This window comes from Pseudoxanthomonas sp. 134C1, from assembly GCF_057773065.1.
In genome coordinates this window covers 62712-83926 of the sequence record NZ_JBYMTH010000009.1, presented here as the reverse complement: position 1 = coordinate 83926, position 21215 = coordinate 62712, and the positions used below count along the sequence as shown (strand labels likewise).

Below are 21215 nucleotides of genomic sequence, written 5' to 3'. Positions count from 1 at the left end.
CCGGTCGCGACTGACGTCGCTCCTACCGGAAGGACAGGCCCAGCGGCAGTGCGAACAACAAGGCACCGAACACGAACAGCGCGCTCAGCAGGTGCAGCAGCCAATGGTGGCGACGCAGGAACACGAACTGCTCGATCGTCCGTCCGACCCAGAACAGCGCCATGAACGCCAGCATCGCGCGTCCCAGGCCGCTGCGCTGCAATTCGCCGGTGAAGGCGAAACAGGCGGCACCGACGCCGAGGAACAGGTAGATCAGGCGAAGGTTGAGGATCTGGGTGATCGCGCGGGTGGCGAATCCGACCTTCGCCAGTTCCTTCTTCCAGCGGAACAGCTTCCAGAACGCCAGATGGAACAGGGCAAAGCCCAGGCTGTGGATGCCCGCGAGCCGGACCAGCCAGTCGCCGGCGGCGTCCACGCGTCAGCCGCCCGCGCGCGGAGGCCGCGGCGACACCCACATGGCGATGCGGGCACGGAACACCGCCTCGCCATGTGGATTGCTGATCACCACGTCCATCGGCAACTCGTAGCCTTCTTCGGCCGGAGGCGGCGGGAACGCGGGGGTGGCGACGGCGTGCATCGTGCCGACCGCCTTCTTCAGATACTCCACGCTCATGCCTTTCGGAATCCAGCGCATGGAGGCGGGGATGCTCGCATCGGTGGTCAGACCGCCGACGAATTCGGCCAGATTGCACAGCGCGATGGCATGCACCGTGCCGAGATGGTTGGTGACGCTGCGCCGATGCGCGATCGTCGCTTCGCCCCGGTTGGGTTCCAGCACCGTGATGCGCGGCCGGATGCTGGCGAAGTAGGGCGCCTTGAAGCAGACCAGCCGCGAGAACAGCCATTGGCCAAACGGACGTGTGGCGAGTTTGCGATACATCGACAGGACGGATGCGCTCATGGGGTCTCCAGACGAAAACGGCGAGCCGAAGCTCGCCGTCAGGGGGAACACGGGGTTCAGGCCGCCGCGCGTGACTTGTCGCCCGGCTGGTGCCGGTCGTAGTAACTGGCGGCGCGCAGCTCGTGCGGATCGAAGTCGTCGACCGTGATCGTGTCCAGGGTCATCACCCGCAGTTCTTCCAGTTGCTTGCGCTCCTCGGCGGTGATCCAGCCTTCGCGCACGCCCTCGTCCAGCTGGCTGGCGAAGTCCAGCGCCTCGATGCCCTTGGTTTTCAGCGCCTTGAGGAACTTGCGCTCCACCGGCTCGGCCAGCACCGCCTTGGCCAGATAGCTGTCGATGCGGCCAGCGGGATTGTTCTCGCACGGGGTGGTGAACACGCCCTTGGCCAGGCGGTCGCGCGCTTCGTTGGGGGTCATCAGCAACGCCGCGGCGCGATGGCCCAGGCGGTCGCCCGGTGCGTGCGCGCGGCGGCCCCACGGGAAGATCAGCGCCCACATCAGCCAGCCGACCGGACGGATCGGGAAGTTGCGCAGCGCCGCCGACAGCGACAGTTCGATCTGGTGCACGCTGTCGTGGAAGGCCCAGGCCAGCAGGGTGCGGTCCGCGGCCGGCGCGCCTTCGTCGTGGTAGCGCTTGAGCATCGCGCTGGTCATGTACAGGTGGCTCAGCACATCGCCCAGGCGACCGGACAACGATTCCTTGAACTTCAGCTTGCCACCCAGCGTCAGCATCGAGATGTCGGCCATCAGCGCCAGATTGGCCGAGTAGCGATCCATCTTGCGGAAGAAACGGCGGGTGTAGTCGTCGCCCGGCGCCGCGCCGATGCGCGATGCGGTCAGGCCGAACCAGAACGAACGCACCGCGTTGGAAATCGCATAGCCGATATGGCCGAACAGGTTGCGGTCGAACTCGTTGGTGCCGGCGACGATATCCGGGTTCTGTGCCGCCTTCATTTCCTTCAGTACCCACGGATGGCACAGGATCGCGCCCTGTCCGAAGATCAGCAGGCTGCGGGTCATGATGTTGGCGCCTTCCACCGTGATCGCAATCGGCGAGGCCTGCCAGGCGCGGCCGACGAAGTTGCGCGGTCCCAGGATGATGCCCTTGCCGCCAACCACGTCCATCACGTCCTTGACCACGTCGCGGCTCATGTTGGTGCAGTGGTACTTGGCGATCGCCGACGGCACCGCGGGCTTCTCGCCGCGGTCCACGGCCGCCGCGGTCGCCTGCGACAGCGCGCTGATGGCATAGGCCTTGCCGGCGATGCGGGCGAGCGCTTCCTCGACCCCTTCGAAGCGGCCGACCGACAGGCCGAACTGCTTGCGGATGCGTGCATAGGCGCCGGTGACGACCGCGCCCATCTTGGCGCCGCCACTGGCGGTGGAGGGCAGGGTGATCGAACGGCCGATCGAGAGGCATTCGCTGAGCATGCGCCAGCCTTCGCCGATGCCCTTCTCCTCGCCGATGATCTGCGACAGCGGCAGGAACACTTCATGACCGCGGACCGGGCCGTTCTGGAACGGCGAATTCAGCGGGAAGTGGCGGCGGCCGACTTCGACGCCGGGCGTTTCGCGCGGCATCAGCGCCAGGGTGATGCCGAGGTCGCGCTTGTCGCCCAGCAGACCGTCCGGATCGTACATCCGGAACGCCAGGCCGATGATGCTGGCGACCGGCGCCAGGGTGATGTAGCGCTTGTCGAAAGTAAGCTTGATGCCGACCACCTTGGCGCCATCCCAGTCGCCCTCGCAGACGATGCCGTAGTCCGGAATCGAGGTCGCGTCGGAGCCGGCGAACGGGCCGGTCAGTCCGAAGCAGGGAACCTCGCGGCCATCGGCCAGGCGCGGCAGGTAGTAATCCTTCTGCTGTTCGGTGCCGTAATGCATCAGCAGTTCGCCCGGGCCCAGCGAGTTGGGCACGCCGACGGTGGAGCTGACCACGCTGGAAACCGACGCCAGCTTCTGGATGACCTTGTGGTGTGCAAGCGCCGAGAAGCCCAGGCCACCGTAGGACCTGGGAATGATCATGCCGAAGAACTTGTTCTTCTTGATGAATTCCCACATTTCCGGCGGCAGGTCGGCGTGGACGTGGGTGATTTCCCAGTCGTTGGTCATCCGGCAGAGATTCTCGACCGGTCCGTCCAGGAAGGCCTGTTCCTCGGCGGTCAGTTCCGGCTTGGGTTGCGACAACAACTGGTTCCAGTCCGGGTCGCCGGAAAACAGTTCGCCTTCGAAGCCCACCGAACCGGATTCCAGCGCGATGCGCTCGGTCTGCGAGAGCGGCGGCAGGATCTTGCGGTAGAAGGTCAGCAGCGGTGCGGTGATCAGCGGCTTGCGAATGGCCGGAATCAGCAGCGGGACCGCGATGAGCGCCACGATGACGGCGGCGATGATCGTGGCGGTCGGATGGGCACCGAGCAGCCAGCAGGCCACCAGCAGGGTGGCGGTGATCGCGGCCCAATAGGCCAGCCGCAGGCGGTGATAGGCCGCGAACGCGCCCGCCAACAGGAAGGCGAGGAAGGGGGCTAGGATGCTCATGGACTTGCTCCGGTTGCGGATCCGCCATCGGCGGACGATTCGGTGGGGGTTGGCGCGAAGGCGGCCTGCGGCGAGCGCAGTTCGGCCAGATACTCGAGTACGGCGGCGGTGAACGTATCGTTGTCGTCGCCGGCCACCATGTGGGTGGCGTCCGGCAGGTGGGCATGCCGCGCGTGGGGAACCAGCGTGCGGAACTCCTCGACGGTCTTTTCCGACACCAGATCGCTGCGCCCGCCACTGATCAACAGGATCGGGCAGCGGATGCGGCTGGCCGCCTCGGCGAGCGCATCCTGGTGCTGCTCGCTGTCGCGGGCCAGTTCGTCGATCAGGCGCGGATCCCAATGCCAATGCCAGCGGCCGTTCCCGTCCGCGCGCAACAGCGCGCGCAGGTCATCCGGTGATTTGCGGTTGCGGCGGTGCGGCAGGTAGGCGGCGATGATGTCGCTGGCCTGTTCCGGGGACTCGAAACCGTCGGGAAACGCGGTCATGAAACCGAGGATGCGCTCCAGGCCCGCCGATTCCCAGCGTGGGGTGATGTCGACCAGCACCATTGCCCGCAGCAGGCCGGGCCAACGGGATTCGGCGATCAGGCCGAACAGCCCGCCCATCGATGCACCGACGAGGATGGGCGCCTGTGCCTGCTCGCCGGCAACGATGATCAGATCGTCGGCGAACTGCTCGCCGGCATACGGCAAGCCGTCCGGGTTCCGCTGCGAATCCCCATGTCCGCGGGCGTCGTAGGCGAGGCCGGCATAGCCCTTCTCGGCGAGGATCTGCGCGGTCCGCGTCCAAGCGTGCCGGGTCTGACCGAAACCGTGCGAGTAAATGAGCGCGGGTTCCGCCTGCAGCGGGGCAGGCGAGGCGAACCGGCTGGCGGCGAGCCGCAGATCTCCCGCTCCGGTCAGCCCCAGCACTTCGCCGACACCGGTTGCGGAGAGGGACATGGCAGGAGAGTGCGGATTGACCATACGGACTAGTATGGGCTTGCCGGTTTAGAGCAGTCAATCGGTTGGCGGGATTCCCGGGCGGCGCAAGCGTTTGATTTGCCAAAAGTTTTGTTGCAATGCAGCAAACGTACTCCAACAAACTTCGCCGTATGGTTAAATGGGGTCATGACGACCCCAAGCCCCGACCCAGCTCCCGCCGCATCCCCGCGGAATGCCCGTCTCAGTGCTGAAGACTGGGCCCAGGCCGCGCTCGATCTCATCGCCGAACAAGGCGTTTCCGCCGTGGCGGTCGAACCCCTGGCGCGGCGTCTTGGCGTTACGAAAGGCAGCTTCTACTGGCATTTCCCGTCCCGCGATGCGTTGCTGCAGGCCGCGCTGGAACGCTGGGAGGCGGTGGAGCAGGAAAGCGTGTTCGGCAATCTGGAAAAAGTGCCGGATCCGCGAGAGCGCCTGCGCGCGCTGTTCCAACTGGTCGGCCACGAGGTCAAGCCGCACATCATCTACAGCGAGTTGCTGAAGGCGCTGGATCATCCGGCCGTGCAGCCGGTCATCGATCGCGTGTCGCAGCGTCGACTCGAATACCTGATGGCTTCATTCCGACAGGCGGGCCTGGCGCGCCAGGATGCGATTCATCGCGCACGCCTCACCTATGCGGCGTACGTGGGCTTCCTGCAGCTGTCGCTGCAGCTGCAGCAGCCGCGCATGACCCACGACGAATTCGAGGCCTATCTGGAGCACGTCATCTCCACCCTCATTCCGACCTGAGCTCGCGCGCGTGGCTCACGTGCCGGGAACCAGATAGCAGGCAAGGGTGGGACGTGAAGCCGCCGCGCGGGAATCATGCGGGTCCGGGCACGGTCATCAGACGGCCATTGCGCCATTCCTGTACGTGTTCGGTGTATCCCGCACTATCCAGGTAGCGGAAGATCGAGCGTACGGTGACCACGGGGTAGTCGCCTGACAGGCGAGTGGCGACCGGATGGTCGGTGAAGTCCACGTTGGCGGTGAACAATCCGCCCAGCACGCGCTTGGTATACGGGACGTGGATCGTGTCCGGTGCGAACCCATCGCCGCGCGCGAAGGCGTAGGCGGTGGCGCGGTCGTATATCGGCCTGTCGGCGATCGCACTGGCCATGATCTCGATCAGCCAGGCGGTGGAGTTCTGGTAGTCCCGGCTGCCGGGGCGCGCGATCAGGTTGTAGTGCGGATGATGCAGGCCGTGACGCGGCATCTGTCGCAGTCGTGCGGTCAGTCGTTGCGCGACATCGGGCTTGAACCAGACGATGCGCAGATCCTGGTTGACCAGATCGTCGGAGAAGAAATTCACCAGTCCCTGCGCATACAGCCCGGAGCGATCGCTGCCACATTCGTTGAGCAGGTGCACCACCGTCCAGCGCCCCCGCGGATGATCGCGGAGTACGAAACCGGCATGGCTGTAGACCAGGCCCTGCCTGGACAGATCCGTGCCCACCCGCGCAATCAGCGCCACCGATGCATCCCTCTGATCCAGCGCTGCGGCGGCGCGCAGCGCGGTCTCCGCCGCCGCGGCGACCTTGGCCGGTGGCAGTTGCTGTTCCCGGCAGTCATTGCCGGCATGAGCCGCCAGCGGCAGGCACAACAACCAAGCGAAGCGCATCCACAGGCGACTCATGGTTCAACTCCCATAGCGGTGGCTGTGGATGTGCGGGCGGACGCTGTCGTTGGCGATGAAGCAGAGCGTCTCGCCGGCGGCGCTCAGCAGCCAGCCGGTGGCGATCGCGGTCACGCTGATGGCGGTTCCCACCGCGATGCCCAGCCGGCGAACGGCTTCCACCGACAGGTAGATCACGAACGAAGCGCCGGCGACGGTCGCCGACACGGTCACGGCCACGCTGCCGCCCACCGCCGCAACGCCCGACACCACAGCCGACGCGCCATGCGCCAGCGCGTGCACGACGGCCACGGGGACTTCGACGGAGGCCGCGAGGCTGGCCTGCGAATGCCGGCTGGCGCCATCGGACTGGACGCCACCCCGGGCGGGAACGGCCGCGGCGAACAACGTGGTTGCCAGCAACAGGGCGCGGACGTATGGGATGGGGGATTCGGACTGGGTCATCGGCAGGTCTCCTTGCGCGGTGCAAGGTGGATGCTGACGGCCGGGGGATTCAACTGACTTCGGCAAGGTAAGCTCTTGGGGGACGAAAGGTATAGGAATTCGCTACCCATGGCCGTATCCATCGAACTGGTCGACGCCCTCAAGCGCTGCCTGCGCGGACAGGACATGACCTACCGCGACCTGGCGGCGCGGATGAAGATGAGCGAGGCGGCGATCAAGCGGATGTTCTCCCGCCGTGCCATGAGCCTGCAGCGGCTGGAGCAGATCTGCGAGGTGCTGGATGTCGGCCTGGCCGAACTCAGCGCCGAGGCGTCACGCGGGCGCAAGCCGATGGCGCAACTGGAAGCGGCGCAGGAACAGGCACTGGTGAAGGACCCCACGCTGCTGATGGCGCTGTTCCTGACCCTCAACCGCTGGCGCCAGGAAGACGTGCTGGAGCACTTCGGCTTCACTCCCGCACAGTGGACCGGCCTGCTGGTGAAGCTGGATCGTCTCGGCATCATCGAACTGATGCCCGGCAACCGGACGCGCGCGCTGACCGCCCGCAATTTCCGCTGGCGCGCGGATGGACCGATGGAACGCTACTTCCGCCATACCCTGCTGACCGACTACTTCGCCGATGCCTTCGACGGGGAGCAGGATGCATTGCTGCTGCTCAGCGGCAGCCTGAGCATCGACGGCATCAAGCAGCTCCGGCAGAGGCTGGAGGAAGTGGCCCGGGAGTTCGACGCGCTGCTGGCCCGGGACGCCACCTTGCCCGCGTCCGAACGCATCGGCGTCAGCCTGGTGCTGGCACAGAAGCCCTGGCTGCTGCAGCTGTTCAACCCCTACCGGCGATCGCGTGCCGGTTGAGTCCGCCACCGGGCTCCCGGATGGCCTTCATATCCAGATGAGAGATCCGAACGCCCGGCGGGAAGGCCGTCGTGCCGGGCCGGGCATGTTCCCGGTGGGGACACGACCTGACCTTCCTGAATCCGATTCGGCGTTGTCCTCGTCATCGGGACCGGACATTGGTATCATTTTGGTCTCTTTTCCGAGGGCTAGGCATGAACGCAGCGGTCGACGTTTTCAAATCGCAGGATTCCCGGGGATGCCGGCTGGAATCGCTGAACGCCTGGGTGGCCGAAGTCGCCGCCCTGACCCAGCCCGACCGCATCCACTGGTGCGATGGCAGCGATGCCGAAAACGCCGCCCTGATCGCCCACATGCAGGCCGACGGGACGCTGCTGCCGCTGAACCAGGAGACCCATCCTCACAGTTGGCTGCACCGTTCCAGCCCCAGCGACGTGGCCCGGGTCGAGCACCTGACCTTCGTCTGCACGCCGGAACGCGAGGATGCCGGCCCGAACAATCACTGGATGCCGCCCGCAGAGGCGCACGCGAAGATGGACGCGCTGTTCGCAGGCTGCATGCGCGGGCGCACCCTGTACGTCGTGCCGTATTGCATGGGACCGATCGACTCGCCGCTGGCGCGATGCGGCGTGGAAATCACCGACTCGCCGTACGTGGTCGCGAACATGCGCATCATGACCCGCATGGGCGCGCCCGCGCTGACGCGGATCGAGCGCGAAGGCAGCTTCGTGAAAGGGTTGCATTCGATCGGCGAACTGGATCCGGATCGCCGCTTCATCATGCACTTCCCGGAAGAACTCACCATCAAGAGCTACGGTTCCGGCTATGGCGGCAACGCCTTGCTGGGCAAGAAATGCCACGCGCTGCGCATCGCTTCGCACCAGGCGCGGCAGGAAGGTTGGTTGGCCGAGCATATGCTGATCGTAGGCATCGAGAACCCGCAGGGCCAGACGCACTACGTCGCCGCGGCATTCCCGTCGGCCTGCGGCAAGACCAACCTGGCCATGCTGATTCCGCCGGAGGGTTACCGCCAGGCCGGCTGGAAGGTGTGGACGGTCGGTGACGACATCTGCTGGATGCGTCCCGGCGCGGATGGTCGTTTGTACGCCATCAATCCGGAGGCCGGTTTCTTCGGCGTCGCGCCGGGAACTTCCGACAGTTCCAATCCCAACGCGCTCGCGACCATCAGCCACCACACCATCTTCACCAACGTAGCCGTGACCGACGACCAGGAACCGTGGTGGGAGGGGCTGGACAAGCGCACGCCGGCGCTGGACTGGCAGGGGCGTCCGTACGATCCCGCCAACGGCCCGGCGGCGCATCCGAATTCGCGCTTCACCGTCTCCGCACGCCAGTGCCCGAGCTACTCGCCCCGTGCCGAGGATCCGCAGGGCGTGCCGATCTCCGCGATCGTGTTCGGCGGACGCCGCGCGTCGCTGGTACCGCTGGTGTTCGAGGCCCGTGACTGGACCCATGGCGTGCTGATCGGCGCCGCGATGGGCTCGGAAACCACCGCGGCAGCCACGGGCGCCGTCGGCGTGATGCGCCGCGACCCGATGGCGATGAAACCGTTCTGCGGCTACAACTTCGCCGACTATTTCGCCCACTGGCTGTCGTTCGACCAGGCTGGCGCGAAGCTGCCGAAGATCTTCCACGTCAACTGGTTCCGCAAGGGCGACGACGGCAAGTTCCTGTGGCCGGGCTTCGGCGAGAACCTGCGCGTGCTGGAATGGATGATCCAGCGGGTGGAAGGGCAGGCCGATGCGGTCGAGACGCCGATCGGGCATCTGCCGCGAGTGGCCGATCTGAACCTCGACGGCGTGCCGCTTTCACCGGAAGGCGAGGCCAAGCTGTTCGGGTTCGATCAGGAGGGCTGGCGGGCCGAAGTCGAAAGCATCGGAGCCTACCTGGAGGAATTCGGTGGACGGATGCCGGAGGCACTGAAGGAAGAGCAGGCGCGCATCCGCAGCGTGCTCACCTGAACAGTGATCCCTGAAGATGAATAGGGGAAAGCGGTTACGCATGTAACCTGATTTTCCGGTTCATAGCTAAGGTATTGATTTATAATGGGTGCCAGATCTTCCTAGTTCGTGAAATTTGCGTTACCCTCTGGTTCAGGCGGTAATTAACGTTGTCGCCCTCACTTCGGCCTTGGGATCGTTTTGCGGGCCGTTCTTAATCCAGAGAGAGAGACCAAATGGCTTCAAACTATTTGTCCAAGGGCGTCAAGCGCACGGCCCTGAGCGTCGCCCTGGCGGCGTGCTTCGTGGGCGGTGTCCAGGCGCAGTCAAACTCGTCGGGCTCCATCTTCGGCAGCGCGGAACCGGGCACCACCATCGTCATCCAGAGCGCCGAAACGGGCGTGACGCGTGAAATTTCGGCAGATGCCAGCGGCCGTTATCGTGCGACGTCGCTGCCGGTCGGCAATTACACCGTCATCCAGAAGCGGGACGGCCAGAACATCGCGACCCGCGAGAACATCACCGTCCGCCTGGGCGCCGGTAGCGAAGTTTCGTTCGCTGCTGCATCCTCCGGTGAGGGCGCGCAGACCCTGGATACCATCACCGTCACCGGCATGGGGGCATCGCCGATCGACGTGTCCGCGACCGACACCCGTATCGTCTTCACCTCCGAGCAGTTGGAGAAGATGACGGTCGGCCGCAGCATCGAGTCGATCGCGCTGCTGACCCCGGGCGTTGTCGCAGCGGACTCCCGCTACGGCAATACCGCTTCCTTCAGTGGTTCGGCGGCATCCGAAAACGCGTTCTACATCAATGGCTACGCGGTGACCAATCCGCTGACCAACTTGGGTTCGACCACGCTTCCGTTCGACGGCATCAGCCAGTTCCAGGCGATCACCGGCGGCTACGGTGCCGAATTCGGCCGTGCCACCGGCGGCGTGGTGAACATCATCACCAAGCGCGGTACCAACGAGTGGAAGGCTGGCGGCACCGTCATCTGGAACCCGGAAGGCCTGCGCGAAAAGCAGCGCAGCATCTACTATCCGAACAACGGCACCGCCAATGACGGTCTGTCGTATCAGAACCTGCGCGAGCGCACGGTCAACTCGGTCACCTACGGTGCCTACGTTGGTGGTCCGATCGTGAAGGATCGGTTGTTCTTCTACGCCAGCGGCGAGTTCGAAAAGCGTGATGTCGACACCGTGCTGGCGCGCCCGGGCGGCGTGGCTGGCTACCAGGAACTGGGCTACGAAGTGCCGCGCTGGCTGGCCAAGTTCGACTGGAACATCACCGACAACCACCTGCTGGAAGTGACTGCGGTTTCCGACACCACCAAGCGCAGCGATGCGCAGTACGCGTACTACTATGCGGCCGGCGCGAATCCGTATGGCCTGGCTCCCTTCCAGAAGGGGCCGCGCACCGGCGGTCACTACTACGAAGACGGCGGCGAGCTGTACATCGGCAAGTACACCGGCTACATCACCGACAACCTGACCATCACCGCGCTGTACGGTGAGCAGGAACAAGACCATATCTCGGTGCCGTCCGGATACGATCCGAGCGTGGTCTACGTCAGCGACTCCCGCCCCGGCGGAAACGTGAGCGCGGGCAGCGTGGCGCAGCTGGACTTCGCCGACGCGTACGACAAGACCAAGGGTGGCCGTTTCGACGTCGAGTGGCGCGTGAGCGATCACACCCTGCGTCTGGGCTATGACCGTCAGGATTCCGAGTCCCGTTCGGGCGAGGAGACCTCGGGTCCGGGTTACCGCTGGCAGTACGCCACGATGGGACCGGATGCTGCCAACCAGCCGATTCCCGGCGCTGGTGGCGCCGTCGGTCCGGGCGGCAACGGCGACTACGTGATGCGCTACATCTACGCCAACGGCGGCACCTTCAAGGTCGAGCAGGAAGCCTATTACCTGGAAGACCGCTGGCAGGTGACGGACCGCTGGTTGCTGACCCTCGGCGTCCGCAACGAGAGTTTCCGCAACTTCAACGGTGACGGAATCATCTACATCGAGCAGGAAGACCAGTGGGCGCCGCGCCTGGGCGTGAGCTGGGACGTGTTCGGTGATTCGACGCTGAAGTTCTTCGCCAACGCCGGCCGTTATCACCTGGCCCTGCCGACCAGTGTCGCCAAGCGCGCCGCCTCGCCGTCCCTGTACACGATCGAGTACTTCGGCTTCTCGGGCATCGATCCGGCGACGGGCATCCCGCAGGGCCTGCGCCCGCTGGGTGACGGTCCGTATTCGTCGAACAACGAGTATGGCCAGGCGCCGGATCCCCGCACGGCCGCCGCGAAGGGCCTGAAGTCGCACTTCCAGGACGAGTTCGTGTTCGGCTTCGAGAAGCAACTGGGTGAGTCGTTCAATATCGGTGCGCGTTACGTCTATCGTGATCTGAAGAGCGCCATCGATGACGTCTGCGACGGTCGCGCCGCTTACGCCTGGGGCCTCCGCAACGGCTATTCCGAGGAAGCGTCGCAGAGCTTCAAGACCACACTGGACGGCTGCCTGATGTTCAACCCGGGCGAGGACAACACGTTCTACTTGGATGATGGCACCGGCAACCTGGTGGCGGTCCCGCTAACCGCGCAGGAACTGGGTTTCCCCAAGCTCAAGCGCGTCTACCAGGGCCTGGACATCTTCCTGGAGCATCCGTTTGACGGTAGCTGGTATTACAAGGTCGACTACACCTTCTCGAAGAACTACGGTAACGCGGAAGGCCAGTTGAACTCGGATATCGGCCAGACCGACATCTCCGCGACCCAGTCGTGGGATCACCCGGAAATGATGGAGTACGCCGGCGGTTACCTGCCGAACGATCGCCGTCATTACCTGAAGGCCTTCGGTTACTACCAGATCAATCCGGAATGGCGCGTGGCCGCCACGTTCACTGCCGCTTCGGGTCGTCCGCGTAACTGCACGGGCTACTACAACGGCAAGAACGCGAACGATCCGGACATCAACGAAGTCGTGTACGCCGGTCCGTACTACTTCTTCTGCAACAACGAGCCGTCGCCGCGCGGAAGCCAGGGTCGTCTGCCCTGGACGACGAACCTGGACATGGGCGTCAGCTATGCTCCGAACTTCGCCGACAACAAGCTGCAGTTCTCGCTCAGCATGTTCAATGTGCTGAACAAGCAGACCGTGCAGAACGTGGTTGAATATGGTGAGAATGGCGGTCCGGGCCAGCCTTACCACTCGACCGGTCGTGCGGTGAGCTACTCGGCACCGCGTTCGGTTCGTTTCGACGTCCGCTACGACTTCTAAGTAGCAGAGTGTGTGTCAGGGAAACGGCCGCCTTCGGGCGGCCGTTTTTCTTTGTGGCCTCCATGCTGCTGGCAGGTCCATGATCGGCCTCGATAGATTCGAGTCGGAGTCGGTTCCGGGATGGAAGCTCGGTGCCCTGAACGACGTGTGCCGAGACCAGGGATTGAGCATCATCGTTGCGGCGGCATCAGTCTGCCCTTGGGGACTCGTGGTGACGGCTCCAGGCGACCACTTGGATTCCCCGCGATGATGCTGTTGGCCGTGGGCTGACCGCTCCGGAGGCGGATGGCCATCCCGATCGGCTTGGTCCACCAGGGAGGTGGGCTTCGCGGAAGATCTTTTGCCCTATGCTTTCGTTTTACTGGGAGCGAAGCGTGCAGAACCACGATATCGATGCGCATGTCCGGCGCGGCCGCCAAGCGATCGCGGAGCGCCGCTTCGATGACGCACGGCTCATCTATGAGCAGATTCTCACCCTGGATCCCGCCCAGCCGCGAGCATGGTTGGCGTTGTCGGCGCTCGCTCAGAATCGGGGTGATTTCAGGGAGTCGGTACGCACGGCACGCTCCGCGGTGCAGGCATGGCGGCGGAGTGGCAGCCACCAGTTCATCGCCGAAGTGGGCATGAGATTGTTGGTGTTGGGGGAGTACGAGCAGGCAAGGGATCTCATAGTGTCATCGGACTGGTCCGACCCCATGGTTCTGCGTCATAGCATGGGACTGGTCCAGTACCTGGGCCTGGCCGAAGCCCACGAGGATGCGCTAGCCCTGGCGGACCTGGCAGTGTCACGCCTGGGAAACGCGGCCCCGGCGCCGTTGCTCTACGCACGTGCCAATGCCCTCAGGTACCTCGGCAAGACGGTGGACGCGGCTGAAATGTACGAACGTTGCCTCGCGCTGGACCCTTTGCATGCCGAAGCACACTGGGCCCTTGCGCACCATCTGCCGAGCCCTGAGCCCGGGAGTCGCGTACCGCGTTTGCGCAAGGCCTTGATGCATGTGGTTCCGGGGAGTGAGGAAGCTATCTATCTCCATTACGCCCTGTCCAAGGAACTGGACGATGCGGACGAGATCAACGAGGCCTGGGCTGTACTGCAGACAGGCAGCCAACTGAAGCGGAAGCGCTTCCGCTACGACGATGCGATGGCCGACGCAAGCTATGCAGCGCTCCGGGGCAGTGCGATACGCGACGAGGTCCTGGACCCGCGGGGCGCAGGGACCGGATCCCAAGTCCCCATCTTTATTGTTGGATTGCCAAGGAGCGGCACCACGCTCCTGGAGCGGATGCTGGGCAATCACCCGGAGGTGACGTCGGCGGGCGAATTGAATGATTTCCCCCTGCAGATGGCCTGGGAACTCAATTCCTTTGTCGGGGAGTTTCCGGAGCCCGGTGCCGTGCGCGCATTGGAAGGGATCGATTTCAAGTCCCTGGGCCAGGGATACCTGGCCCGGACCGCTTGGCGGACCGGAGGAAAACGCTACCTGATCGACAAGCTGCCCGGCAACCTGGCACATGCAGGTCTGATCCATGCGTCGCTGCCCGAGGCGAGAATCCTGTGCCTGCGGCGCAATCCGATGGACAGCTGTTTCTCGGTCTATCGGCACCTGTTCTCGGGGAATGCTTATCCCTACAGCTATGATCTGGATGAAACAGCCGGCCAGTACAACCGCTTCAACGAACTCGCCAATCACTGGCAGCGCCAGATGCCGGCGGCGTTCCACGTGGTCGAATACGAGGATCTTGTCGAGGACCCGGAGCGGGCAATGGGGATGGTGGCCGCGTTCTGCGGTCTGGAATTCGTTCCTGGGCTCGTGGATATCGCCAGCAATCCGAAGCCCTCGGCGACGGCCAGTGCCTCGCAGATACGGGAAGGAGTCTCCAGGCGCCACGTTGGCCAATGGGAGCGCTACACCCCTCAGATCGCTTTCCTGAGAGCACGCTTCTGAGCCGAACCAGCCACCGGCGACGCGAGCCCGGTTCAGTATTGAGAAGCTCCGGAACGGTCATCTCAAGCGAACACGACGACAAAACATTCACGAACGGGTATCCTATAAGTTATTGATTTATATGACTAATTTTGCTTGAAAGCGTAATTTTCATTCCGCTCAACGTCGTAAAAGTTACGTTATTCTCTGGTTACCAGACGTTTAGTTTTGTCACGTCTGCTATTCGGCTCGGGAGGAAATTCCCGGTCTTTTTATGACTTGAGAGAGAGAGCACAGATGACTACCCACAAGGGTCGTAACTACCTTTCGAATGGGATCAAGCGGACGGCGTTGAGCATCGCATTGGGTGCATGTTTTGCTGGCGGCGTACAGGCACAAACCAATACTGCGGGCGCCGTAGCCGGTCATGCGGAGACTGGCGATACCATCAAGATCGCCAACCCGAGTACCGGCTTCAGCCGCACCGCTACAGTGGGCAATGATGGCAATTATCGCTTTGCTCAGTTGCCGACCGGTCAGTATGAGATTACCCGTAACGGTGGAGAACCGCGCACCCTGACGGTAAGCGTGGGCACCTCGACCAACATCAACTTCACCAGTGGCAGCACGCAGACGCTGGATGCGGTAACGGTCACCGGAACCCTGATCAACCCGATCGATGTTTCATCGGTCGAGTCGACCGTGGTCCTCACCGAGCAGCAGATCGACATGCTCCCGGTTGCCCGCGATGCGACGTCCATGGCCTTGCTGGCCCCGGGTACCACCCTGGGCGACAGTCGCCTGGGTGGCGACCAGAAGCAGGGCGGTAAGCTGGCTTCGTTCGGTGGCTCGTCTGTCGCCGAAAATGTTTATTACATCAACGGTTTCAACGTCACCAACCTGATCAACGGAGTAGCGTTCAGCGAGCTTCCGTTCGAAGCCGTCTCCGAGGTCCAAATCAAGAACGGTGGCTATGGCGCCGAGTTCGGCCGTTCGTTGGGTGGCGTGGTCAACGTCATCGGTAAGCGCGGCACCAACGAATGGAAGTTCGGTGGAAACGTGATCTACTCGCCCGACCAGGGGCGTGGCAGCCCGATCCGTTACATTCCCAATCCCGCAGTGTACTTCGACGGCCCGGATGCCAACACCGCTCCGGAATGGCAGCGTACGCCGTCGGACAAGGACTGGATTGCGGTTGAAACCCCGGGCTACAACGAATCGTTGCGCTACAACGTCTATGCGAGCGGTCCGATCGTCAAGGACAGGCTGTTCTTCTATGCCTTGGCCCAGGGCACGGACAGCACGACCAAGACCTACGGCAATACCGAGCAGTCGGAGAACAAGTCCGATGCGCCGCAGTATTACGCCAAGTTGGACTGGTACATCACCGATAACCACGTGCTGGAAGTGACCGCTTTCCGCGATCGCGAAGAGCAGAATTCCGACTACTGGTTCTCCAACAGTTCGTACGGCAAGGGCAAGGGCGCGCAGAAGCTCCCGAACTCCTACCAATGGGGTGGTGACAACTACATCGGCAAGTGGACCGGCTACTTCGGCGACAGCCTGACCCTGTCCGCCCTGTACGGCATCGGCAAGTACGACCATACGTCGCAGATCGGTGCGTTCGGCTGCCCGCGTGTCACCGATGCGCGTACTTCACCGGCAAGGAACTACGGCTGCTGGACGGTGACCTCTGCCGACCGGCCCGACGCCAGCGAAGAGCGCAAGGCGTACCGGTTCGACGGCGAGTGGGTCGTGGGCGACCACACCATCCGCTTCGGTATCGACAACGAAGACTATGACTTCGTTGGTGGTACCAAGTACACCGGCCAGGATGTCGACGGCACCAGCCGTATCATCCGCACGCTGGCTCCTGGTGGCGTCATCACCAACAACGGCTATACCAACGACACCGGCGCTCCGATTGACTATGTCGAAATGCGCCACTTCGAGAACGGCGGTGTATTCACGCTTACCAACTCTGCCTACTACCTGGAAGACAGCTGGCAGATTACCGACAACTTCATGGCATACATCGGTGTGCGCAATGAGTCGTTCGAGAACTTGAACGCCGCGGGCCAGAGCTTCATCAAGATCGACGACACCTGGGCGCCCCGTCTGGGCTTCTCATGGGACGTGAATGGTGACGCTAGCTTCAAGTTGTTCGGTAACTTGGGCCGGTACTATATCCCGGTGATGGGCAACACCAACATGCGTCTGGCGGGTGCCGAATTGGACTACACGGACTACTACGTCTTCGACGGCACGTTCTCCGGCGACCAGTACCAACTGCCGGGCCTGGGCGCACAGTTGGGTGACCGCTGGGTCGTCTCCGACGGCGGAACTCCGGATCCCCGTACCGTCGTCGACCCCAATCTCAAGCCGATGTACCAGGATGAGTTGATCCTCGGCTTCCAGGCACAGCTCTCGGAAAAGTGGGTGGGTGGTGTGCGCGGTGTCTACCGCAAGCTGGCGACGGTCATGGACGACTATTGCTCCTACCAGATGCCGTATGACTGGGCGATCGAGAACGGATACACAGCTGACGAAGCCGATGCCATTGGTACCGCCGTCAATCACTGCTTCCTGATGAACGTTGGCGAAGACCTGACCATGAATGCCGACCTGCATGGCGATGGTAATCTGACCAAGCTCACCATTCCGGCTTCCGCTCTGGGTATTCCGAAGGCCAAGCGCAAGTACGCGGCGCTGGAGTTCTTCTTCGAGCGCATCTGGGACGACAAGTGGACGGTGCAGGGTTCGTATACCTACTCGAAGAGCAAGGGCAATACCGAAGGCTACGTGAAGTCCGACATCGGTCAGGATGACGCGGGTATCTCCGCGGGCTTCGACTATCCGGCGCTGGCGGATGGTGGTTACGGCTACCTGCCGAACGATCGCCGTCATGTCTTCAAGATCTTCGGTGCATACCAGATCAGCGACGAATGGCGAGTCGGCGGCAACTTCATCGCGCAGAGCGGCCGTCCGGTCAATTGCTTGGGTTACCCCCGTTCGCAGTGGCCGGAGCCGGGTTATGCGGGTTATGCGATGTACTGCAACAACGAGTTGGTCCCGCGTGGTACCTTCGGTCGTCTGGAGTGGAACAGCAGCCTCAGCCTGAACCTGACCTATGAGCCCAACTGGCTGGAAGGCCTGCGTATCTCGGCAGACGTGTTCAACGTGCTGAATGACCGCAGCGTGCTGTCCGTGAACGAGCAGTGCGAAAGCGCGGCGAACACGACACTGGCGGGCTGCCATCAGCCGCTGTCGGCGAATGCTCCGCGTCAGTACCGCTTCACTGTCGAGTATGACTTCTAATATAAGGTAGGTTTGTTAGTTGTTTGGCGGCCCCAGAAATGGGGCCGCTTTTTTTGCGCTCCGCAACAAATTCCGAGCAGCCAACCTAGTGCCTCTGGCCGTACGATGGCTCCAATAAATGCAGCGGTGTTATCTACCGGATATAGCAAATGTAATTGTTCTTATTATAAGGAATATTATTAAGTTTTATCTTAGTGGCGTGAAAGTTACCTTCTTACTGCACATATTTTTCCTTAAAAAAGCGTTACTCTCCGCGCGCCGGTGCCTAGGCGCTTTTCATGTTTGCCGGAAAACCAATCCCAACCATGAGTGGAGAGAGCAGAAATGGCTGTCAAGAAGAAAAAGAGAATCTATGATTCCCATATCAATAGAACAGTGTTGGCGATTGGCCTCGCCCTCGGTGTCACCGCTGATGTAAATGCACAGTCGAATACAGCGGGCGCGATCGCCGGACGTGCCAATGCCGGTGACACGATAACCATCACCAACCCGAACACCGGTTTCTCGAGAACGATAACGGTTGGGTCGGATGGCGCCTTTCGATTCTCGGCGCTGCCGACCGGCCAGTACACGGTCACCAGCAGTGCCGGCGGATCCCGCAACGTATCGGTCAATGTGGGCGTCGCGGCCAACGCGGATTTCGTCAGCCGTAGCGGTGGAAGTGCGACGACGCTGGATGCGGTGACCGTCGTGGGGAGTGGATTCGTCAATCCGATTGACGTTACTTCGGTTGAATCGACGACAATCCTGACCTCCGAACAGATCGCGCGCATTCCAGTGCCGCGCGACACCACCAGCGTCGCCCTGTTGGCGCCCGGCACCGTACGTGGCGATGCGGCGTTCGGCAACCTGGCTTCGTTCGGCGGCGCGTCGGTCGCTGAGAACCAGTACTTCGTCAATGGCTTCAACATCACCAACTCGTTCCGGAGCCTGAACTTCTCGCAAGTCCCGTTCGAGGCGATCCAGGAGCAACAGATCAAGACCGGCGGGTACGGCGCGGAGTTCGGACGCTCGCTGGGTGGCGTGGTCAATCAGATCACCAAGCGCGGTACCAATGAGTTCCATGCCGGCGCCAACGTCTTCTATACCCCCGAGAGCCTTACGTCCAATCCGCACAATGTCTATCTGACCAACGGAACGCTGCGCGCCGACAACTCGCGTGACGAGACCTGGAATGCGACGACCGCGGTCTGGGCCAGCGGTGCACTGATCAAGGACAGGCTCTTCGCGTATGGCCTGGTCCAGTACGGGCGTACAGAAGCCGAAGCGTGGGGCAACATCCTGGCCCCCACCAACACCAGCACGACAACCAAGAACCCGAACTGGTTGTTGAAGATGGATTGGAACATCACGGATAACAGCCTGCTCGAATTCACCGCGTTTTCCGACAAGCAAAAGCAGGATGCCGATACCTATCTCAATACCGTGGGACGGGTCGATCGCAAGAACTACATCGGCACGCTGCACAGCGAACAAGGTGGTGAGAACTATGTCCTGAAATATACGGGCTACTTCACCGACAATTTCACGCTGTCGGCGTTGGCGGGTCACGGCGAATTCTCCCGTAGCCAAAGCATCAAGACGGCAAATGGCGAGAACGTCAGCTACAACGGAAATCTGAACCAGCCCGTCGGTGGTTGCCCGTTCATTCTCGATGTCCGTCCGGCCTATCGGCGCGCGGCGACCGGTGGCGCCTACAGCAGCCAGTGCAACATTGGCGCGGGCGCGTTGCTGCAAGCCGAGAATTCAAAGGACACTCGGGATCAGTTCCGTCTTGACGCCGAATGGCAATTGGGCGATCACCTGTTCCGATTCGGTTACGACCTGGACGATTACGAGTCCGTGGCGGGCCAGGCGAACGAGGGTGGTCGCCTCTGGCGCTACTCCACGGTCGATCCCACGCCAGGCGTGACTGGCGCCAACTCGGGAGACGAGTTCGACATCGTGCGTGAGCAGATCACCACGTCAGGCGCGAAGCTCAAGGTCAAGCAGCGTGCCTTCTACCTGCAGGACAGCTGGAACATCACCGATAACTTCATTGCCTATCTCGGCGTTCGCTGGGACAGTTTCGAGAACCTGAACGGTAGTGGCCAGACCTACGTCAAGATCGACAACCAGTTCGGCCCGCGCCTGGGTTTCTCATGGGACGTGAACGGTGACTCGACCTTCAAGCTGTTCGCCAATGCAGGTCGCTATGCGCTGCCGCTGACGCCCAGTGTCGCCCTGCGTGGTGCGAGTGCGTCCTTGTTCACGCGCCAGAATTTCAACTTCACAAGTGTCGATCCCATTACCGGCGTACCGCTGGGACTGACTCCGCGCGGTACCACTGGACCGGCTTTCATCAACGGAGAAGACGGGCGAGGAAAGAATCCCGCAACCATCGCGTCGAAGACGCTGGATCCGCAGTATCAGGATGAGTACATCATCGGCTTCCAGGCGGCATTGACTGACCACCTGACCCTGGGAGCGCGCGGTATCTTCCGTGAACTGAAGCAGGCGATTGACGACAACTGCGACTACACGGCGATCCTCGAGTACGCGGAGGCGAATGGCCTGGATCCGGTGATACCGAATCCTGGCTTCCCTTATTGCCGGATGTTCAATCCGGGTGAGGATGCGGTGTTCGTGACCGATATCGAAGCCGACGGTACGCTGCGCACGATCACCATCCCCGGTGACCGCCTCAGTCCCAAGGCGAAGCGCACGTATTCGGCCCTGGAGATTTTTGTCGATGGCAATTGGGACAGGTTCTTCCTGCAAGGTTCCTATACCTACGCGAAGAGCAAGGGCAATACCGAAGGCGGCGTGAAGTCCGATATCGGCCAGGCGGACACGAACGTCACGCAGGACTTCGACTACATCGAACTGACGGAAAATACATACGGCTATCTGCCGAACGACCGCCGGCATAGCCTGAAGCTGTTCGGCAACTACGAGATCACCGAAGAGTGGTCGGTGGGTGGCAACCTGTTGATCCAGTCGGGCCGGCCGTACAACTGCATCGGCGTCCTCGACCGGGATCCCAACCGCGCGCCCGGCGATCCGCCGAGCCTGCCGGCGCCCGACGGTACCTACAACCCGCACCCCTATGGGGCTTCGTTCTTCCGCTGCAACAACATCCCCGTGCCACGCGGCACCGCAGGCCGGTTGCCTTGGACCAGCACGTTCGACTTGAACATCGCCTATCGTCCGTCCTTCGCGAAGGGGCTGCAGTTCAAGGTTGATGTATTCAACCTGTTCGATACCCAGAAGGTGGTGGCGGTGAACGAGATCGCCGAGGATCAGGCCTCCGGTCTGCCGGTGGAAACGTATCTGGCGCCGGTGACCTTCCAGGCACCCCGGTCGGTCCGCTTCATGGTCCAGTACGACTTCTGACCGATTTCCTTCACCGTTTCGATGTTCTGGCGGCC

Annotated in this window: 13 protein-coding genes; 7 read left to right on the top strand and 6 right to left on the bottom strand. The window is 62.6% G+C overall.

The genetic code is table 11. The annotated features are described in order from the left end of the window. Positions 1 to 22: 22 nt before the first annotated feature. Genes AC3DEZ_RS15810 through AC3DEZ_RS15795 form a run of 4 tightly spaced genes read right to left on the bottom strand, consistent with a single transcriptional unit; the run spans position 23 to position 4379 of the window. Entirely contained in the window at positions 23 to 415 is a 393-nt protein-coding gene (locus tag AC3DEZ_RS15810) for a hypothetical protein (RefSeq protein WP_488389070.1), read from the bottom strand. A gap of 3 nt (positions 416 to 418) precedes the next feature. Continuing rightward, on the bottom strand, positions 419 to 901 hold the full coding sequence (locus AC3DEZ_RS15805) for a hotdog fold domain-containing protein (RefSeq protein WP_488389069.1): 483 nt from the start codon (positions 899 to 901) through the stop codon (positions 419 to 421). Between the two features lie 56 nt (positions 902 to 957). Next, complete coding sequence (locus tag AC3DEZ_RS15800) at positions 958 to 3435, bottom strand: acyl-CoA dehydrogenase (RefSeq protein WP_488389068.1); 2478 nt, start codon at positions 3433 to 3435, stop codon at positions 958 to 960. Beyond that, the gene (locus tag AC3DEZ_RS15795; protein ID WP_488389067.1) at positions 3432 to 4379 is read right to left on the bottom strand and encodes an alpha/beta fold hydrolase; all 948 of its coding nucleotides are present in this window, start codon (positions 4377 to 4379) and stop codon (positions 3432 to 3434) included. The genes AC3DEZ_RS15800 and AC3DEZ_RS15795 overlap by 4 nt, the downstream gene beginning before the upstream one ends. Before the next feature lie 168 nt (positions 4380 to 4547). Here AC3DEZ_RS15795 and AC3DEZ_RS15790 point away from each other — a divergent pair, with 168 nt between their 5' ends. Continuing rightward, on the top strand, positions 4548 to 5147 hold the full coding sequence (locus AC3DEZ_RS15790; protein ID WP_447104850.1) for a TetR/AcrR family transcriptional regulator: 600 nt from the start codon (positions 4548 to 4550) through the stop codon (positions 5145 to 5147). 73 nt (positions 5148 to 5220) lie between these two features. On the opposite strand, the gene AC3DEZ_RS15785 is transcribed toward AC3DEZ_RS15790, so the two are convergent. Together AC3DEZ_RS15785 and AC3DEZ_RS15780 are read right to left on the bottom strand one after the other, a co-directional pair. Beyond that, entirely contained in the window at positions 5221 to 6033 is an 813-nt protein-coding gene (locus AC3DEZ_RS15785) for a DUF2145 domain-containing protein (protein WP_488389066.1), read from the bottom strand. 3 nt (positions 6034 to 6036) lie between these two features. Next, positions 6037 to 6477, bottom strand: coding sequence for a hypothetical protein (locus AC3DEZ_RS15780; protein WP_488389065.1), 441 nt, complete (start codon positions 6475 to 6477; stop codon positions 6037 to 6039). 108 nt (positions 6478 to 6585) lie between these two features. Between AC3DEZ_RS15780 and AC3DEZ_RS15775 the strand changes: the two genes are divergently transcribed. The 6 genes from AC3DEZ_RS15775 to AC3DEZ_RS15750 all read left to right on the top strand — a co-directional run bounded on the left by AC3DEZ_RS15775 (position 6586) and on the right by AC3DEZ_RS15750 (position 21180). After that, positions 6586 to 7329, top strand: coding sequence for a helix-turn-helix domain-containing protein (locus AC3DEZ_RS15775; RefSeq protein ID WP_488389064.1), 744 nt, complete (start codon positions 6586 to 6588; stop codon positions 7327 to 7329). Positions 7330 to 7523: 194 nt separating this feature from the next. Then, positions 7524 to 9311, top strand: a complete 1788-nt coding sequence (locus AC3DEZ_RS15770; protein ID WP_488389063.1) for a phosphoenolpyruvate carboxykinase (GTP) — start codon at positions 7524 to 7526, stop codon at positions 9309 to 9311. 215 nt (positions 9312 to 9526) lie between these two features. Next, on the top strand, positions 9527 to 12562 hold the full coding sequence (locus tag AC3DEZ_RS15765) for a TonB-dependent receptor (protein WP_488389062.1): 3036 nt from the start codon (positions 9527 to 9529) through the stop codon (positions 12560 to 12562). A gap of 374 nt (positions 12563 to 12936) precedes the next feature. Next, positions 12937 to 14508, top strand: coding sequence for a tetratricopeptide repeat-containing sulfotransferase family protein (locus AC3DEZ_RS15760; RefSeq protein ID WP_488389061.1), 1572 nt, complete (start codon positions 12937 to 12939; stop codon positions 14506 to 14508). Between the two features lie 276 nt (positions 14509 to 14784). Further along, positions 14785 to 17805, top strand: coding sequence for a TonB-dependent receptor (locus tag AC3DEZ_RS15755; protein ID WP_488389060.1), 3021 nt, complete (start codon positions 14785 to 14787; stop codon positions 17803 to 17805). 324 nt (positions 17806 to 18129) lie between these two features. Beyond that, positions 18130 to 21180 carry a TonB-dependent receptor gene (locus AC3DEZ_RS15750; RefSeq protein ID WP_488389059.1) on the top strand — a complete coding sequence of 1017 codons (3051 nt, stop codon included), beginning with the start codon at positions 18130 to 18132 and terminating at the stop codon, positions 21178 to 21180. Positions 21181 to 21215: the final 35 nt, after the last annotated feature.

What these genes read in the sequence shown, in the direction of transcription:
- AC3DEZ_RS15750 (WP_488389059.1), top strand. Translation starts at nt 18,130, where the DNA reads ATGGCTGTCAAGAAGAAAAAGAGAATCTATGATTCCCATATCAATAGA.
- AC3DEZ_RS15780 (WP_488389065.1), bottom strand. Translation starts at nt 6,477, where the DNA reads ATGACCCAGTCCGAATCCCCCATCCCATACGTCCGCGCCCTGTTGCTG.
- AC3DEZ_RS15805 (WP_488389069.1), bottom strand. Translation starts at nt 901, where the DNA reads ATGAGCGCATCCGTCCTGTCGATGTATCGCAAACTCGCCACACGTCCG.
- AC3DEZ_RS15790 (WP_447104850.1), top strand. Translation starts at nt 4,548, where the DNA reads ATGACGACCCCAAGCCCCGACCCAGCTCCCGCCGCATCCCCGCGGAAT.
- AC3DEZ_RS15755 (WP_488389060.1), top strand. Translation starts at nt 14,785, where the DNA reads ATGACTACCCACAAGGGTCGTAACTACCTTTCGAATGGGATCAAGCGG.
- AC3DEZ_RS15785 (WP_488389066.1), bottom strand. Translation starts at nt 6,033, where the DNA reads ATGAGTCGCCTGTGGATGCGCTTCGCTTGGTTGTTGTGCCTGCCGCTG.
- AC3DEZ_RS15795 (WP_488389067.1), bottom strand. Translation starts at nt 4,379, where the DNA reads ATGTCCCTCTCCGCAACCGGTGTCGGCGAAGTGCTGGGGCTGACCGGA.
- AC3DEZ_RS15770 (WP_488389063.1), top strand. Translation starts at nt 7,524, where the DNA reads ATGAACGCAGCGGTCGACGTTTTCAAATCGCAGGATTCCCGGGGATGC.
- AC3DEZ_RS15775 (WP_488389064.1), top strand. Translation starts at nt 6,586, where the DNA reads ATGGCCGTATCCATCGAACTGGTCGACGCCCTCAAGCGCTGCCTGCGC.
- AC3DEZ_RS15800 (WP_488389068.1), bottom strand. Translation starts at nt 3,435, where the DNA reads ATGAGCATCCTAGCCCCCTTCCTCGCCTTCCTGTTGGCGGGCGCGTTC.
- AC3DEZ_RS15765 (WP_488389062.1), top strand. Translation starts at nt 9,527, where the DNA reads ATGGCTTCAAACTATTTGTCCAAGGGCGTCAAGCGCACGGCCCTGAGC.